At 58.4% G+C, this 16,802-nt stretch carries 15 protein-coding genes and 1 riboswitch; of the genes, 3 read left to right on the forward strand and 12 right to left on the reverse strand.

The genetic code is table 11. From position 1 onward, the window contains the following. From AO726_RS19150 to AO726_RS19190, 9 genes are all read right to left on the reverse strand, one after another. A complete protein-coding gene (locus AO726_RS19150) occupies positions 1-714 on the reverse strand; it encodes a PqiC family protein (protein WP_058069708.1) in 714 nt (237 codons plus the stop codon). A gap of 138 nt (positions 715-852) precedes the next feature. Beyond that, a complete protein-coding gene (gene parC / locus AO726_RS19155; RefSeq protein WP_058069709.1) occupies positions 853-3,111 on the reverse strand; it encodes a DNA topoisomerase IV subunit A in 2,259 nt (752 codons plus the stop codon). Positions 3,112-3,118: 7 nt separating this feature from the next. After that, the gene (locus AO726_RS19160; RefSeq protein WP_058069710.1) at positions 3,119-3,658 is read right to left on the reverse strand and encodes a retropepsin-like aspartic protease family protein; all 540 of its coding nucleotides are present in this window, start codon (positions 3,656-3,658) and stop codon (positions 3,119-3,121) included. Then, a complete protein-coding gene (locus AO726_RS19165) occupies positions 3,655-4,662 on the reverse strand; it encodes an esterase-like activity of phytase family protein (protein ID WP_058069711.1) in 1,008 nt (335 codons plus the stop codon). The genes AO726_RS19160 and AO726_RS19165 overlap by 4 nt, the downstream gene beginning before the upstream one ends. After that, on the reverse strand, positions 4,662-6,560 hold the full coding sequence (gene parE / locus AO726_RS19170; protein ID WP_058069712.1) for a DNA topoisomerase IV subunit B: 1,899 nt from the start codon (positions 6,558-6,560) through the stop codon (positions 4,662-4,664). Before parE ends, AO726_RS19165 begins: the two co-directional genes overlap by 1 nt. 14 nt (positions 6,561-6,574) lie before the next feature. Then, the gene (locus AO726_RS19175) at positions 6,575-7,186 is read right to left on the reverse strand and encodes a YqiA/YcfP family alpha/beta fold hydrolase (RefSeq protein ID WP_058069713.1); all 612 of its coding nucleotides are present in this window, start codon (positions 7,184-7,186) and stop codon (positions 6,575-6,577) included. A 62-nt stretch (positions 7,187-7,248) separates the two neighbouring features. Beyond that, positions 7,249-8,070, reverse strand: a complete 822-nt coding sequence (cpdA, locus tag AO726_RS19180; protein ID WP_058069714.1) for a 3',5'-cyclic-AMP phosphodiesterase — start codon at positions 8,068-8,070, stop codon at positions 7,249-7,251. 147 nt (positions 8,071-8,217) lie between these two features. Then, positions 8,218-8,670, reverse strand: coding sequence for a DUF1249 domain-containing protein (locus tag AO726_RS19185; protein ID WP_058069715.1), 453 nt, complete (start codon positions 8,668-8,670; stop codon positions 8,218-8,220). Then, positions 8,661-9,272: an NUDIX domain-containing protein gene (locus AO726_RS19190; protein WP_058069716.1), complete on the reverse strand. Its 612-nt coding sequence runs from the start codon at positions 9,270-9,272 to the stop codon at positions 8,661-8,663. Before AO726_RS19190 ends, AO726_RS19185 begins: the two co-directional genes overlap by 10 nt. 206 nt (positions 9,273-9,478) lie before the next feature. On the opposite strand from AO726_RS19190, the gene AO726_RS19195 reads away from it, so the two are divergent. After that, positions 9,479-10,222, forward strand: a complete 744-nt coding sequence (locus AO726_RS19195) for an RsiV family protein (RefSeq protein ID WP_058069717.1) — start codon at positions 9,479-9,481, stop codon at positions 10,220-10,222. A 68-nt stretch (positions 10,223-10,290) separates the two neighbouring features. On the opposite strand, the gene thiC is transcribed toward AO726_RS19195, so the two are convergent. Then, on the reverse strand, positions 10,291-12,174 hold the full coding sequence (thiC, locus tag AO726_RS19200; protein WP_058069718.1) for a phosphomethylpyrimidine synthase ThiC: 1,884 nt from the start codon (positions 12,172-12,174) through the stop codon (positions 10,291-10,293). Between the two features lie 93 nt (positions 12,175-12,267). Further along, positions 12,268-12,374: riboswitch (TPP riboswitch) on the reverse strand. Between the two features lie 219 nt (positions 12,375-12,593). On the opposite strand from thiC, the gene AO726_RS19205 reads away from it, so the two are divergent. Further along, the gene (locus tag AO726_RS19205) at positions 12,594-14,036 is read left to right on the forward strand and encodes a TolC family outer membrane protein (RefSeq protein ID WP_058069719.1); all 1,443 of its coding nucleotides are present in this window, start codon (positions 12,594-12,596) and stop codon (positions 14,034-14,036) included. A gap of 98 nt (positions 14,037-14,134) precedes the next feature. On the opposite strand, the gene waaA is transcribed toward AO726_RS19205, so the two are convergent. Together waaA and AO726_RS19215 are read right to left on the reverse strand one after the other, a co-directional pair. Further along, positions 14,135-15,421: a lipid IV(A) 3-deoxy-D-manno-octulosonic acid transferase gene (gene waaA, locus AO726_RS19210; RefSeq protein ID WP_058069720.1), complete on the reverse strand. Its 1,287-nt coding sequence runs from the start codon at positions 15,419-15,421 to the stop codon at positions 14,135-14,137. Positions 15,422-15,454: 33 nt separating this feature from the next. Then, positions 15,455-16,339, reverse strand: coding sequence for a LysR family transcriptional regulator (locus AO726_RS19215; RefSeq protein ID WP_058069721.1), 885 nt, complete (start codon positions 16,337-16,339; stop codon positions 15,455-15,457). A gap of 85 nt (positions 16,340-16,424) precedes the next feature. Here AO726_RS19215 and AO726_RS19220 point away from each other — a divergent pair, with 85 nt between their 5' ends. Continuing rightward, the gene (locus AO726_RS19220) at positions 16,425-16,757 is read left to right on the forward strand and encodes a DMT family transporter (protein ID WP_058069722.1); all 333 of its coding nucleotides are present in this window, start codon (positions 16,425-16,427) and stop codon (positions 16,755-16,757) included. The last annotated feature ends 45 nt before the right edge of the window (positions 16,758-16,802 follow it).

Raw genomic sequence — 16,802 nt, forward strand, 5'->3', positions numbered from 1 at the left:
TTAAAAGCGGAAGACTTCGCTTTCGCGAATCGGCTCAGCCACCGGAATGCTCGGTGCTGTCTGTACTGGAGGCTCTACAGGCCTGACCTGAGGAGGCTTAGGACGTGGCCGTGGGGTGACCTGCTGCGCTTGCACAGGTTTGTTCTCTTTGATCGCAACCGCCATTTGCTCCACCAGTTGCTGGATCAGCAAACTCTGGGCACGCACCTGATCACTGATGCTACCGTCATGCAGCTCCTGCAAACTGACCAAACGGCTGTCGACCAGCTTGCCGTCGCTGCCAGACAGACGCCACTGCCCTTCAAGGACCGCCGGGCGCTGCGGACCAGAATCCAAACGGGTGAGGGTCAAAGAGACCCGGGCTTCGGGCACAAAGCCTGCGGTTGCAGGTGCCAGCACGACGCGTTGTGTATCCAGTCGCGAGGCCAACTGACGAAGCAGCTGCTGATCGATATCTGCCGCCAAGCTTCCCGCCCAACGAGCGTCTCGGGCTTCAGATAGGGTGCCGTCGAGTTGGCGCTGAAGGAGTGTGTCACGCTGCAGGTAATCTGCCACCGAAACAGGGCCAAGCAACACTGCTACACCCTTTTCAGCCACAGGAACCGTAATGGACCCGCCGTCGAGCTGATACAGGGAAACAGGCGTGGTATGCATGCACCCGCCCAGTACCAAAAACCCGCTTAACAAAACCCCAGATACTCGCAGTCGCATCATTCTATTCAATCCCGCCGGCAGACCACCGATTCACATGCTCATCCTTGCAGGGAGCTACGCGCCCTCCTGAGGGCGCGTATCATCCTTGAAACCGGCCTGAGACACCAGTGCATACATACCGTGCGAGCGTCTCAATTATCAGCTTTGAGACTCGACCAAAAGCCCATCAACCCGCTGGAAGCCCCGTGGTAGCTTGTTGCCGCGACGACCACGCTCACCCTTGTAATGTTCCAGGTCATCTGGTTTAAGCGACAAAGTGCGCTTTCCGGCCTGCAAAACCAGCGTTGCACCGACAGGCAAAACTGCCAGATCGGTCAGATATTCCTCTCGGGAAGCGACACGTTCCCCCGGAATTCCGATGATTTTGTTGCCCTTGCCTTTACCCAACTGCGGCAGATCGCGGACCGGGAACAACAAGAGGCGACCCTCTGTCGTCACCGCCGCCAGCCAATCTTCCTCACGGTTGCTCAGCGGCTTAGGTGCGATGACCTGAGCGCCTGTCGGCAGAGTCAGCAATGTCTTGCCGGCCTTGTTCTTAGCCTGCAAGTCTTCACCCTTGACCACAAAGCCGTAGCCGGCGTCAGAGGCGATCACATAGAGCGCGCTGTCATCAGGCATCAGCACGCACTCAAACGTAGCGCCTGGTGGCGGCGTCAGACGGCCGGTCAGAGGCTCGCCCTGCCCGCGCGCAGAAGGCAGCGAATGCGCTGTCAGTGAATAGCTGCGGCCAGTGGAGTCGATAAACACTGCAAACTGGTTTGAGCGCCCCGGTGCGGCCGCTTTGAAACCATCGCCGGCTTTGTAAGACAAACCAGTCGCATCGACATCGTGGCCTTTGGCACAACGCACCCAGCCCTTCTCGGACAGCACCACAGTGACAGGCTCAGTCGGCATCAGCTCCGTTTCGCTCAGGGCGCGTGCTTCGGCACGGGCCACAATCGGCGAGCGACGGTCATCGCCGTACTTCTCGGCATCTTCGAGAATTTCCTGGCGCACCAGCTTCTTAAGCTTGGCCTCACTGCCCAGCAGAGCCAGCAGCTTCTTCTGCTCTTTCAGCAGTTCGTCCTGCTCGCCTCGGATTTTCATCTCTTCCAGTCGCGCCAACTGACGCAAACGGGTATCGAGAATGTAGTCAGCCTGGATCTCGCTGAGTTGGAAGCGCTCGATCAGCACCGGCTTGGGCTGATCTTCAGTACGGATGATGTGGATAACTTCATCCAGATTAAGAAACGCGGTGAGCAAGCCCTCCAACAGGTGCAGGCGCTTCTCGACCTTATCCAGACGGAACTGCAGGCGGCGGCGCACCGTGTTAACCCGGTACACCAGCCACTCGGTCAGCATCTCGCGCAGGTTTTTCACCTGCGGTTTGCCGTCCAAGCCAATCACGTTGGTGTTAACCCGATAGCTGGATTCCAGATCGGTTGTGGCAAACAGGTGCTGCATCAGCTCATCGGCATCGACGCGGTTGGAGCGCGGGATGATGACGATGCGGCAAGGATTTTCGTGATCGGATTCATCACGCAGGTCAGCCACCATCGGCAACTTCTTAGCCTGCATCTGTGCAGCAATCTGCTCCAGCACCTTGGCCCCGGAGACCTGATGCGGCAGCGCGGTCACCACGATGTCGCCATCTTCAACACGGTACACCGCCCGCATGCGCACGGAGCCGCGGCCGGTTTCATAGACTTTCAGCAGATCCGCCTTAGGCGTAATCACTTCCGCTTCGGTGGGAAAGTCCGGCCCGAGAATGTGCTCACAGAGTTCTTCAACCGTGGCATTCGGCTGATCCAGCAGGCGCACACAGGCGGAGGCGACCTCTCGCAGGTTGTGCGGCGGTACATCGGTGGCCATGCCCACGGCGATACCGGTGGTGCCGTTGAGCAGCAGGTTGGGCAGACGCGCCGGCAGGGTTGCAGGCTCATTCAGGGTACCGTCGAAGTTCGGCACCCAGTCGACAGTACCCTGGCCCAATTCGGTGAGAAGCACTTCGGAATAACGTGACAGACGCGCCTCGGTGTAACGCATGGCCGCGAAGGATTTGGGATCATCCGGTGCACCCCAGTTACCTTGACCATCCACTAAGGTGTAGCGGTAACTGAAAGGCTGGGCCATCAACACCATGGCTTCGTAGCAGGCAGAGTCGCCATGCGGGTGGAACTTACCTAACACGTCACCGACCGTACGGGCCGACTTCTTATGCTTGGAATCGGCATCCAGGCCCAGCTCGCTCATGGCGTAGACAATGCGTCGTTGCACAGGCTTGAGGCCGTCGCCGATATGCGGCAGGGCACGGTCCATGATTACGTACATGGAATAGTTGAGATAAGCCTGCTCAGTAAACTCAGCTAAGGAGCGGCGCTCAACGCCGTCCAGGCTCAAATCGAGGGTTTCGCTCATGCGGGCCTCATTGCAAAGTGGAATGTTGCGTAATCGACTGGCGCAACAGCAACTTGCCGTCGCGCTGGGTAAATTCGAGCTGTTTCAGGGCGCTCATCCCCAGTAAAACGTCATCACTCTGCATGCCCGGCGCTATCAACGCCGGTACATCCTGCAGAACAATCGCCCCCAGCTGTAACCGCTGAAGACGGGTGCGATGGGCAACTGCACGCCCATTCGCGGTGTTAATCATGATCTGCGCACCTGGCTCCAGGCCAAGACGCTCGGCCACTTGAACCGGGACTGCCACCTGAGTCGCGCCGGTATCCAACAGGAATGTTACGGCCTCGCCATTAATCTTCCCGCCTGCCAGATAATGGCCCTGGGCACCGCTATTAAGCAGCACCTCCACATAGCCGTCACGCTGCACAGAGTCCGGGTTGGCATTAGGGTTGCGGCGGTTTTCTTCCCAGTCCGCAAAAAAACGCGTGGCCAGTAGCAACGCAGCCCCCCAGGCCAGCACCAGCATCACCCGGCCAGCCCGTGTCCCCGGTGCCTGTGCGCTCAAGGCACGCTACTCCAACCGCCTTCAGGCGCAGCAAAACGCCAGATGATCGGCCGAGTTTCACCATCAGCACGGGTATAGCTGCCGTTATCGATGCCGATCCAGGCGCCCGTCTCATCCACCCAGAGCGCCTCTGCCATGCCGTGCTCAGGTGAGTAGCGGCGCGGCTCAGTCAGGCCCTCATCTGCAAATGACCAACAGCGCTCAACCTGGCCTTTCTCCAGATCGCGGCGGCAAATCTGGTAGGTCTGACGTTCGAGGGTGAACAGCTTGTTGTCGAAAAAGGCCAGATCGGAGAAATCCCTTGGCTTCATCTGATCCGTACCCAGCTCCAGTGGGCCCAGCACGCTGCCGCCCTCACTGAACAGCACGCAGCTTTCCACACAGCGCCAGGCGTTGTTTTGCTTGAACAGCACCAGCACGCCACGCCGCTTGCGCTCTGCGGCCAGGTATAGGCGACCGCCAGCCGGATCGACCGCAAGCCCCTCAAACAAAGAGTTGAATTGCAGCAGCATGCCGCTGGCACGGGCCTGACGTATCAGTTCGGCAGGCAGGTCCAGCCATTGGGGCTCACCCTCAGGCGGAAAGTGCAACACGCTCAGGGTCGACTCGCTGACCAGATAGCGGTTGCCTGCGGTATCGCAAGTCACCCCTTCAAAATCCAGCTCACCGCCACGGGCAAACCCCGCCAACTTGGCACTGGTACGCATACCCCACGGCAATCCGGCATCCGGTGCGGGTGGTGCCACAAACGGCTCAGCTTCGGCTTGCCAGACGCCATCTTGATCCTGAAAACGATATAACTGCTGGTCATCGCGGTCAGACACACCCCACAACGCACCATTACACCAGGCAAGACCAGACAGGTTGCCACCTGTCATCCCGTCCACCGGGCGCTCCTCCAGCAGTTTCAGGCTTTCAACAGGTGCCAGACTCTCGGGCTCATCAGGTGCAGCAAACAGACTCTGCGCAAAAACCAGCGCGCAGACTGCAGTCAATTTGTGCATCAGAGCATTACCTCAGCCAGATTACCTTTTGATTCCAGCCACGACTTGCGGTCGCCCGCACGCTTCTTCGCCAGCAGCATGTCCATGATCTCGCGGGTGCCGTCGAAATCATCCAGCGTCAACTGCACCAAGCGGCGCGTATTCGGGTCCATGGTGGTTTCACGCAGCTGCGGCGGGTTCATCTCACCCAGCCCTTTAAAGCGCGTGACCTGCGGTTTGCCGCGACGTTTTTCAGCCTGCAGACGATCAAGAATGCCGTCGCGTTCAGCCTCGTCGAGGGCGTAGAAAATATCTTTGCCGCAGTCAATTCGGTACAGCGGCGGCATTGCCACATAGACGTGCCCGGCGTCCACCAGCGGGCGGAAATGCTGCACAAACAACGCGCAGAGCAAGGTAGCGATGTGCAGACCATCCGAGTCAGCATCCGCCAGAATGCAAACTTTGCCGTAACGCAGCTGGCTCAGATCACTGGATCCCGGATCAAGCCCAACCGCCACAGCGATGTTGTGTACTTCCTGGCTGGCAAGGACTTCACCGCCATCGACTTCCCACGTGTTCAGAATCTTCCCGCGCAGCGGCAGGATCGCCTGAAATTCTTTATCCCGTGCCTGTTTGGCCGAACCGCCCGCAGAATCACCCTCCACCAGGAACAGTTCGCAGCGCATCGGCTCCTGCCCCGCACAGTCGGCCAGCTTGCCGGGCAGCGCCGGGCCCTGAGTAATTTTTTTGCGCTCAACTTTCTTCCCGGCCTTCAGACGGCGACCAGCGTTGCTGATGGCTAGCTCAGCCAGGGCCAGGCCGGTTTCGGGGTTGGCGTTGAGCCACAGGCTAAAGGCATCTTTGACCACGCCGGAGACAAATGCCGCTGCCTCACGGGACGACAGACGCTCTTTGGTCTGCCCGGAGAACTGGGCATCCTGCATTTTCATTGAGAGGACGAACGCGATCCGCTCCCAGACATCTTCCGGGGCCAGCTTCAGGCCACGCGGCAGCAAGTTGCGGAACTCACAGAACTCACGCATGGCATCCAGCAGGCCCTGACGCAGACCATTCACGTGAGTGCCGCCTTGCGCGGTGGGGATCAGGTTAACGTAGCTTTCCTGAACCGACTCGCCGCCTTCCGGCAGCCACAGCAGGGCCCAGTCTACAGCTTCCTTATCACCCGCGAGGGAGCCGCAGAACGGCTCATCCGGCAGGCGCAGGTACTCACTGACGGCATCCTGCAGATAGGAGCGCAGGCCATCTTCATACATCCACTCGATGCGCTCGCCGCTGGCTTTATCCACGAAGGTTACGGACAGCCCCGGGCACAGCACAGCTTTGGCTTTGAGCACATGCTTAAGGCGGCTGACGGAGAATTTGAACGAGTCGAAATACTTGGCGTCCGGCCAGAAATGAACGCTGGTGCCGGTATTGCGCTTGCCAACCGTGCCGATGATTTCCAGATCAGTCGCCTTAAAACCATCGGCAAAACTCATCTGGTACTCATTGCCATCACGCTTGACCGTGACCACCACCTTGGTCGACAACGCGTTGACCACGGAGATACCCACACCATGCAAACCGCCGGAGAACTGGTAGTTCTTGTTGGAGAACTTACCGCCAGCGTGCAGCTTGGTCAGGATCAGCTCTACCCCAGGCACTCCTTCTTCAGGATGGATGTCCACCGGCATGCCACGGCCATCATCAATCACCTCCAGCGAGTTGTCCTCGTGCAGGATCACCTGAATGGATCTGGCGTGCCCGGCCAGGGCTTCGTCGACGCTGTTGTCGATGACTTCCTGGGCAAGGTGGTTGGGGCGGGTGGTATCGGTATACATGCCCGGGCGTTTACGCACCGGGTCAAGACCGGAAAGAACTTCGATGGCGTCTGCGTTATATGCGTTCTGCTGGGCCATGGGTCTCTGATTCATCAATTGAAAACGGAAAAGTCGATATCCTGCCATAGCGAGCGCGGGATACCGGCGAAAGCAAAGAGCATCGGTAAGCGCTGGGCAAACCCCTGAAATCCATGGTCGCCTCCGGCTTGGATGCGCAATGCGCAGTGCCGGTAAAATGCCTCGGCACGTCGGTAATCCAGTGTCTCGTCAGCGGTCTGCAACCACACTTGGTAGCGCGCCGAATCCATCGGTGCCGGCACATCAAGTTCTGCCAACGCAGTCACATGATCTTGGGTCAGCTGCCAAATTTCACCGGTGTAATGATTGGTCTGCTGACCGAGATAACCGTCAAACAGCTTATGTGGACGGACCGCAGGATTGATCAGCAGCGCCGACAATCCATGCGTATGCGCCAGATGGGTCGCATAGTAGCCGCCAAGGGAACTCCCGACCAGCAAGGGCTTGCCCAATTCGTCGATCAACGCCTCCAGCTGCGCAATGGCCTGGCGGGGATGATGATGGAGTGCAGGCACCCGAAGCTGGCCCTCAAGCCCAATGTGCGCCATAGCGCGACTCAGCTGAGAAGCCTTCTGGGAGGTGGGAGAGCTGTTAAGCCCATGAATATAGAGAATAGATGCTGTCATGGACGGCAGGCTAACCGCTAGCGGCGACAGGCTGCAACCGCTTGCATGTTCAGCATTCAGGCCTAATAACCCTGAATGCTGTCATCAACCTCAAAGGCGAAGTCGGTGAGGCGCGACACACCCGTTTCAAGGTGGCCATCATCAAACAGTCGTAACCAGCGATAACCTGGCGAACAGGTGTCCACCCGAAAATCCTCACTGCCCGGCGCGAACTGCACACAGGTTGAGGGCGAGGCCAGCAAGCGAACTGACCGGCGGTGTTGATCGAACTCCTGGTGAACGTGCCCCCAAAGCACCGCCCGCACCTGAGTGAAGCGGTCCAGCACCTTGAACAGCGCGTCAGGGTTGCGCAGGCCAATCGGCTCCATCCACTGGCTGCCGATTGAGACGGGATGATGGTGCAGACAAATCAGGTGATGGCGCTCAGGTGCCTCGCTAAGGGCCCGCTCGAGCAACGCCAGCTGGGCATCACTCAGATAACCCGGCACGGCACCCGGGATGGTCGAGTCAAGCATCGTTACCCGCCAGTTGCCGATATCCGTAACCGCACGCAACAAGTCGGAACCGACACAAGCCGCCTGCATCGGAGAAAGCTCATCGTGGTTACCCGGCAGCCAGCGGGCAGGCGCAGAGATTGGCGCTGACAGATCGCGGAAGCATTGATAGGACTCCACACTGCCATCTTGGGAGAGATCGCCGGTACCGAGTACCAGATCGACTTGCTCCTGATCCTTCAGGACCAGAGCCACGACCTGTTTCAGACTGTCCTGAGTGTCCATGCCCATCAGACGACCTGTCGAATCAGCAAACAAGTGACTATCAGACAGCTGAACAACCAAAACTGAATTATCAATAGCAGAGGTTTGAGTCGACACGTCGGGCAAGCCTTTTCCTTCAGCGGATGCACGGATTATGGTAGCTGCTTGCGTGATCGGTAAGACGTTTAGAGTGTTTCAGTTCACATAAAATCGGCCACAGACAACATTCTTTACAAACTCGCGCACATCTCAGCGTGAATGCTTCTGCGGTTTTCAGCGCACCGGCAGGAGCTCGTGACCGCAGTTCAGACAGTGGCTCAGCCACTCTCCCAGAAACACGTTGAGCTGAGTCTTCTCGTCCGGGTGGTGCATAGCTGCATTGGGATAGGGATAGATGCCACGGAAACGCCGGGCATTCTGCGCACTGATGACCTCAGCCATGCGCGCATCGTGATAAACCCGCACCTCCATACGTGAGCTTGGTAACCAGTCCAAGCGGGACTCCTGACACACCTCGATGGTGGAGGTATACGGGCAGGTTTCCAAAACCTTGAGACTCAAAACGCCGTAGGCATAATCGCCCTGACTCAAGGCCACACGGCGCACCTCGACGGTTTCACGCATGCCTGGCAGCAGGCGCATCAGGCGTGCGTAATTAGCCTCGCAAGCGGCCTGCAACTCGATCAGGTCGACCCGGTAACGCTCGCGAACCAGACTCACGACCATGCGCTCCGCAATTCATCGCGGTTCAGCGCCAGCCACTGCAGGGCGATAATGCTGGCGGCATTGTCAATGCGGCCGTCTTTAACCGCCGCCAGCGCTTCGGCCACTGACCAGACGTGCACACGGATATCCTCGCCCTCTTCTGCCAGACCATATACACCGCCCACACCGTCGCTATCGCAGCGTCCTACATATAAATAGACGCGCTCGTTGGAGCCACCGGGTGACGGGTAATACTGGGTAATCGGATGCAGCTCGGTGAGGGTCAAATTGGCTTCTTCCACCGCCTCGCGGCGCGCCACCTCTTCCGGCTCTTCGTCCTTATCAATCAGTCCGGCCACCAGTTCCAGCAACCAGGGATTTGCGCTCTTGTCCAACGCGCCAACCCGGAACTGCTCAATCAGTACAACGCGATCATTAACCGGATCGTAAGGCAGCACGCACACCGCATCATGGCGCACAAACAGCTCACGATTCAGTTCCGGTCCCATACCGCCGGCAAATTGCTCATGGCGCAGATTCAGCCGATCGACACGATAAAACCCTTTAAAACAGTTTTCCCGGCTCAGCAGTTCAACATGGCGGGGGCTGGAGTTGGCCGTCATAAATTCCTCAAAAACAGATGCTTGGCGCAATTAAACTGGGCATAAGGGCCATCCTATCGCGCCCCGATGCAGGCACATAATCCTATGTGACAGTTGGTGGTCCAAGCCTGCCACACCTACTCTATACAACCGAGCCACTAGCCGAGAACTCGCAAACCTTACGGTAGTCGAACTCAGACTGACGTTTCACACTTTCAAGGATGCACATGCAGCTCGTTAAACCAGCCTATCTGATCAGCCTCTCACTGCTCCTTGGCGCTTGCCAGAGTAGCGGCACACAGGGCCCTGACATTCCATACACCCGCCATGCTACTGAAGAGATTAAAGCGGGTTGTCAGGGCGAACAGTGCCCGTTGGTCAATATCGACACACTGGAATTCCCAAGCGAACCGCAACTCAATGCGCTGATCGAGCACCGCCTGCTGGAAATGACCCGGCTCACTCCTGAGCAGCAACTGGCACCGTCGCTTGCTGCCTATACCAGCGAGTACCTGCGTAGCGCCCCGGATCGCAACAGCACCTGGCTGCAAGCCAAAGTACGCGAGCAGCATGACGACTTGGTGGTGATCGAGTTTGCGACTTATCTGGATACTGGCGGTGCCCATGGCATGCCGGGCCGTGGCTTCATTAACTACTCGGTTTCTGAGGATAGAGCCCTGCACCTTGCAGATATGCTGCTGCCCGGCCAGGAAGAGGCGTTCTGGAATGCGGTGAAAGTGGCGCACAACAGCTGGCTGATCAATACACGCCTGGACCGCGACCCGGAGTTCGTTAAAGACTGGCCTTTTGTGAAGTCGCCGAACGTAGCCTTCCTCAAGACAGGTGTGCTGGTTAAGTACGACGTCTACGCCATTGCACCCTATTCGATGGGCCACATTGAGCTGCTGGTTCCGTACAAGCGCCTGACCGGCATCCTTAAACCTGAGAAGTTTCCCGCTCAAACTGATTAAGCAAGCCGCCAGACCGGCAGCGGTCTAAAACACCGCGCCCGGAATACATCCGGGCGCGGCAGGCAGGTTTAAACCTTGTGATACAACTGGCTGCCTTCGTGCTTAAAGCGTTCAGCCTGCTCGGCCAGGCCCTTTTCCACATCCACATCGACCGTCTCGATGCGCTGGCTGGCCGCATAATCACGCACTTCCTGAGTGATCTTCATCGAGCAGAATTTCGGCCCGCACATGGAGCAGAAATGCGCCACCTTGGCTGAATCCTTCGGCAGCGTTTCATCATGGAAGGCCCGCGCAGTGTCCGGGTCGAGCCCTAGGTTGAACTGATCTTCCCAACGGAATTCAAAGCGCGCCTTACTCAGGGCGTTATCGCGGATCTGCGCGCCCGGATGACCTTTAGCCAGATCAGCGGCGTGGGCTGCGATCTTGTAGGTAATGATGCCGGTCTTCACGTCATCCTTATTCGGCAGGCCGAGGTGCTCCTTCGGCGTGACGTAGCACAGCATGGCGCAACCGAACCAACCGATCATGGCCGCACCGATGCCCGAGGTGATGTGGTCGTAGCCCGGCGCAATGTCCGTGGTCAACGGGCCAAGGGTGTAGAACGGCGCTTCGTCACAGCATTCCAACTGCTTGTCCATGTTCTCTTTGATCAACTGCATCGGCACGTGCCCAGGGCCTTCGATCATGGTCTGCACGTCATGTTTCCAGGCGATTTTGGTCAGCTCGCCCAAGGTCTCCAGCTCACCGAACTGCGCAGCATCGTTGGCGTCGGCAATCGAGCCCGGACGCAGACCATCACCCAACGAGAAGGACACGTCATACGCCTTCATGATTTCGCAGATGTCGTCGAAATGGGTGTAGAGGAAGTTCTCTTTATGGTGCGCCAGGCACCACTTGGCCATGATCGAGCCGCCGCGACTGACGATGCCGGTGACGCGCTTGGCGGTCAGCGGCACATAGCGCAGCAATACGCCGGCGTGAATGGTGAAGTAATCCACGCCCTGCTCGGCCTGCTCGATCAACGTGTCGCGAAACAGCTCCCAAGTCAGGTCCTCAGCGATGCCGCCAACTTTTTCCAAGGCCTGATAAATCGGTACGGTGCCGATTGGGACTGGCGAGTTACGGATGATCCACTCTCGGGTTTCGTGAATGTGCTTGCCGGTGGACAGGTCCATTACCGTGTCCGAGCCCCAGCGAATACCCCAGGTCAGCTTGGCCACTTCCTCTTCGATGGACGAACCCAAAGCGCTGTTGCCGATATTGCCGTTGATCTTCACCAGGAAGTTACGGCCGATGATCATCGGCTCCAGCTCGGTGTGGTTGATGTTCGCCGGGATGATGGCGCGACCACGGGCCACTTCATCGCGAACAAACTCGGCGGTGATTTCTTTCGGGATCGACGCGCCGAAACTGTGCCCGGCATGCTGCTCGGTGAGCAGCCCGGCTTCACGGGCTTCCTGCAGCTTCATGTTCTCGCGGATGGCGACGTATTCCATCTCAGCGGTGATGATGCCTTTGCGCGCGTAATGCATCTGCGTGACGTTCTGCCCGCTCTTGGCGCGGCGCGGGTTGCGCACGTGGGCAAAACGCATAGCGGTCAGTTCGGCGTCATTGAGACGGCGCTGGCCGAACTCGGAGCTCAGCCCCGGCAGCTTCTCAGTGTCGCCTCGGTCCTCAATCCAGGCGCTGCGCACGTCAGCCAGGCCTTTGCGCACATCAATGGTGACATTCGGGTCGGTATACGGACCGGAGGTGTCGTATACCAGCACTGGCGCATTGATTTCACCGCCGAAGTCGGTGGGTGTCACATCCAGAGAAATCTCGCGCATTGGCACGCGGATATCAGGACGCGAGCCCTGCACATAGACTTTCTGCGAACGCGGAAAAGGTTGAATGGATTGCTGATCTACCTGGGCGCTTTCGCTCAGATTTTTTGATTGTTGCAGGCTCATCGACAGGCTCTCCGTGACTGAATGTCGGAGTGAACCTGAGGAGTCGGACAGCGCAAGACGCACCTATAGCGGTGCCAGAACACACACCCGGAACGGGTGGTACATCTTGTTCCCTACGCAGGCTTTAACCTGATCAGGTTCAACGGGATCCGGCAACTGCCAATCTCAGCCCCTCAGTTAGGGCACCCCGACAAGAACCCGGGCAGTCTAATCAAGGCAATCTCAGAACACCAATAACCTTTTCTATTTGTCTGACCGGCGAGTCAGCCCCGGCCCTGCGGACTCCACTCCAAAACAGCCCTCAGGCCAAGCAAACTCAACTGATGACAACTAGACTACCCTGAACCGTATGAGCCTTGACCCTCAGGCCCCGGCCCCCTTAGCCTTTACCGATTATCGCCCAATTCAGGACACGCTCCATGTTGCGAAAACTCTCTCTGGCTCTAGCCGTCGCCACTGCTACTTGCAGCTTGGCGTGGGCTGAACAGGCCCCGCTGTCTACCAAAGCCAGTCTGATTTCCGTTTATCAGGAAGCTGCTGCCAACAACGCTGATCTGGCCGCGGCCCGCGCTGACTACAAAGCACGTAGCGAGGTTGTCCCGCAGGCTCGCGCCGGGCTGTTGCCCAACTTGTCAGCAGGCGCTGAACTGGGTAGTACCCGCACCAGCCTGGACTCACCATCCATGGCCTCCAACCGTAACGGCGTGGTCTATCAGGCTAACCTTAGCCAGCCCCTGTTCCGCATTGACCGCTGGTTCCAGCTGCAAGCAGCGGAAGCGGTCAACGAGCAGGCTGCCCTGGAGCTGTCTGCGACCGAACAGAATCTGATCCTGCAAAGTGCCGAAGCTTACTTCGCCGTGCTGCGAGCTCAGGACAATCTGGCCTCGACCAAGGCTGAAGAAGCCGCCTTCAAGCGCCAGCTGGATCAGGCCAATGAGCGCTTTGACGTTGGTCTGTCCGACAAGACCGATGTATTGGAATCCCAGGCCGGTTACGACACCGCCCGCGCTAACCGCATCATCGCTGAACGCCAGGTTGATGATGCCTTCCAGGCACTTGTCACCCTGACCAACCGCGATTACAGCGCCCTTGAGGGGATTGTCCACAGCCTGCCAATTCTGGCCCCAACCCCCAACGATGCCAAAGCCTGGGTCGATACAGCCGCTGCGCAGAACCTCAATTTGCTGGCCAGCAACTATGCTGTCGATGCTGCTCAGGAAACCCTGCGCCAGCGTAAATCCGGCCACGCACCGACGCTGGATGCGGTTGCCAGCTACCGCAAAGGCGATAACGACAACATGGGCTTCACCAACTCCGGTATTGCGACAGCCCCGCGCTACAGCGGTGATGTTGAGCAGAGCAGTATCGGCGTGCAGTTGAACATCCCGTTATACAGCGGCGGCCTGACCTCAAGCCAAGTGCGCGAGTCGTACCAACGCTTGGATCAAACCGAGCAGTTGCGTGAGAGCCTGCGCCGTCAGGTGGTGCAAAACACACGCAACCTTCACCGCGCGGTCAACACTGACGTGGAAACCGTACAGGCACGTAAGCAGTCGATCATCTCCAACCAGAGTGCCCTGGAGGCCACAGAGATTGGCTATCAGGTCGGTACCCGTAACATCGTTGACGTACTGGATGCCCAACGCCAGCTGTACAGCGCCGTGCGCAATTACAACAACGCGCGTTACGACTACATCCTCAACAATCTGCGACTGAAGCAGGCCGCCGGGACGCTAAGCCCCGATGACCTCAAAGCACTGGAGCAGTACCTGAAGTCGGACTACAACCCGGACAAAGACTTCCTGCCGCCAGATCTGGCCAAAGCTGCCGAAGCCCAGCTGCGGGGCAAAGCACCGTACTGAATGATCAAAAACAACAAGCCCGGCACATGCCGGGCTTGTTGTTTGGGGATGCCTTAGATCTAGGCTATCGCCATAACAGTGACTTTGTAGGAGTGGCTTCAGCCACGAATCAGACGACCCAGCCCATCCAGCAGCTTTGCCAGCGCACCTTGGTTGGTCTTCATAACCCCTGCGCCAGCTTCAGCCATGGATTTAGCCCGTTCAGGATGGCTCCACAATTCAGCCAGAGTTGCGGCAAGAGCCGCGCTGTCCACCGGCTCGCGTAGCGCCCCGGCGTCTCGCAGCATGGCCGCGATTTCGAGGAAGTTAAAAGTGTGCGGGCCACTCAGCAACGGCTTACCCAGTGCTGCAGGCTCTAACAGGTTATGTCCGCCATGGGGCACCAGACTACCGCCGACAAAAGCCACATCAGCCAGGGCATACATAAACAGCAACTCGCCCATGGTGTCGCCCAACAGCACCTGATCGGTTGGCTGCACGTTTTCCCCAATCGAGCGGCGGCGGGTGGTAAAACCCTGGTTCTGGCAAAGCTCGTAAACCGTGCCGAATCGTTCTGGGTGCCGCGGCACCAGAATCAGCAATGCATCCGACCACTGCTGCAACAGCTGTTGGTGTGCCGCCAGAATCTGCTCGTCCTCTCCCAGATGGGTACTGGCCGCGATCCATACAGGGCGCGCCGTAGCCTGCCACTGATCACGCAGCTCAGCGGCCCGTACCGGCAACTGCGGGTCGATGTTCAGATCAAACTTGATCGAACCGGTCACCTCGACACATTCAGGGCGTGCCCCCAGGTTTCGAAAGCGTTCAGCTTCAGCTTCTGTCTGAATCGCTAACAGAGACATTTCCGCCAGCATCGGCGCAGTCAGCTTGCCGAACCGGGCATACCCCCGCGCTGAGCGCTCGGACAGGCGACCGTTGGCCAGCGCCACCGGAATTCGACGCTTAGCGCACTGATGAATATGGTTGGGCCACAGCTCGGTTTCCATAATCACCGCCAGGCGCGGCTTGATCTTATTGAGGAAGCGCGCCGCAGCCCACGGCAGGTCATAAGGCAAGTAACAATGCTGCACGCGCCCAGCGTATTCAGGGCCACCAAACATTGCCTGAATACGCTCCGACCCGGTGGGCGTCATGCAGGTCATGGTGATGGGCAAATCTGGGTAACGCTTGAGCAGTTCGCGCACCAGCGGCGCAGCCGCGATGCTCTCGCCCACCGATACTGCGTGCAACCAGATACCACCGGACTTAAGGGGCGGCATGCCGAAGGCGAAACGTTCTCCAATGCGCTTGGCATACGCAGGAGCTTTCCAGGCGCGCCACGCCAAACGCAGCGCCACCAAAGGCAGACCGAGGTGAAAAAGCAGGGTATAGAGGGTTCTGTTCATAGGCGCGCAGCTTAGCAGACAGCGTTCAAGGCTTCAGCCAATCGCCCGCAGACGTTCACCCAGGCAATCAGCCAACCAGCGCGCAGCTGGGCCGAGGCTCTCATCACGTCGACAGACCAGCTCAACCACCAGTGATGGCGGACTCCAGTCACTGGTGAGCTCAATCAGGTGATTGCGATAGGTTGGGTACTGCACCACATGCCGTGGTAACCAAGCCCACCCCAAGTTACGCATCAGCAGTTCGGCCATTTGATAGAAACTGTCCGTACGCCAGACTTCAGGGCTTAGCTGCTTGCTGTCGGGATGCTGATTGTCCTGCGGCGGTAAAAGCAGTTGGCGGTGCCGCGCCAACTCACGCAGGTCCACATGGCCAAGCGTGGCCAATGGATGACCAACACCACACACCGTCACCATTTCCACCAGTCCCAAACGCTGCCGTTCCAGCGAGCCCGGCATTTCTCCGGAGCGAAACAACAGCCCCAGGTCAGCACGTTTCTCCACGACCTTGAGGGCAACATCGCCCTGAGAGACGTTGGTCAGTTGCATTTCGACCATGGGAAAAACCCGCGCCAGATCCTCCAGGCTGTCCAACACGGGCTGATAAGGCATCGCTTCATCCAGCGCCAGACGCAGGCGTACCTCCTCACCCCGCACCAGCCCCTTGGCCCGTCCATCCAGCCGCTGACACTGGCGCAATACCTCCCGCGCTTCCTCCAGCATGGCAGCACCGGCCTCGGTCAATTTGGGCTGTTTGCCGCTGCTGCGCTCAAACAGAACCACGCCGAGATCATCTTCCAATGCCGCAATTGCACCACTGACAGCGGACTGCGCCCGGCGCATCTCGCGCCCAACGGCAGAGAAGGAGCGCCCTTCGGCAACACTCACAAACAGGCGGATTTGCTCGAGGTTCCACTGCACAACCTATCTCCTATTCAGATAGGTATTCACTTTACCTCATCCACGACAGCCCTAAAATGCCCGCAGATATTAAGGAGATTCTGATATGGGCGGCTTTCTCTATCTTTCCATCGCCATCATTGCCGAAGTGATTGCCACCGCCTCAATGAAGGCGCTGGATGGTTTCAATAAACCCTTGCCGCTGTTTCTGGTGGTAACGGGCTACCTCATCTCGTTCTGGATGTTGAGCCTGGTGGTCAAAACGATCCCGGTCGGCATTGCCTATGCGATCTGGGCAGGGATGGGCATTGTGCTGGTCAGCATAGCCGCCGTTTTTCTCTATCAGCAGCGCTTGGATCTACCGGCCATCCTCGGTATGGGCCTGATCGTCAGCGGTGTGGTGGTGATCCAGCTGTTCTCCAACAGCACCGGACACTGACGCAAGGCAAGCGCACGCTCACCAGCGGGTTATACTGCGCATCTG

This window comes from Pseudomonas sp. TTU2014-080ASC, assembly GCF_001446935.1.
GTDB lineage: Bacteria > Pseudomonadota > Gammaproteobacteria > Pseudomonadales > Pseudomonadaceae > Aquipseudomonas.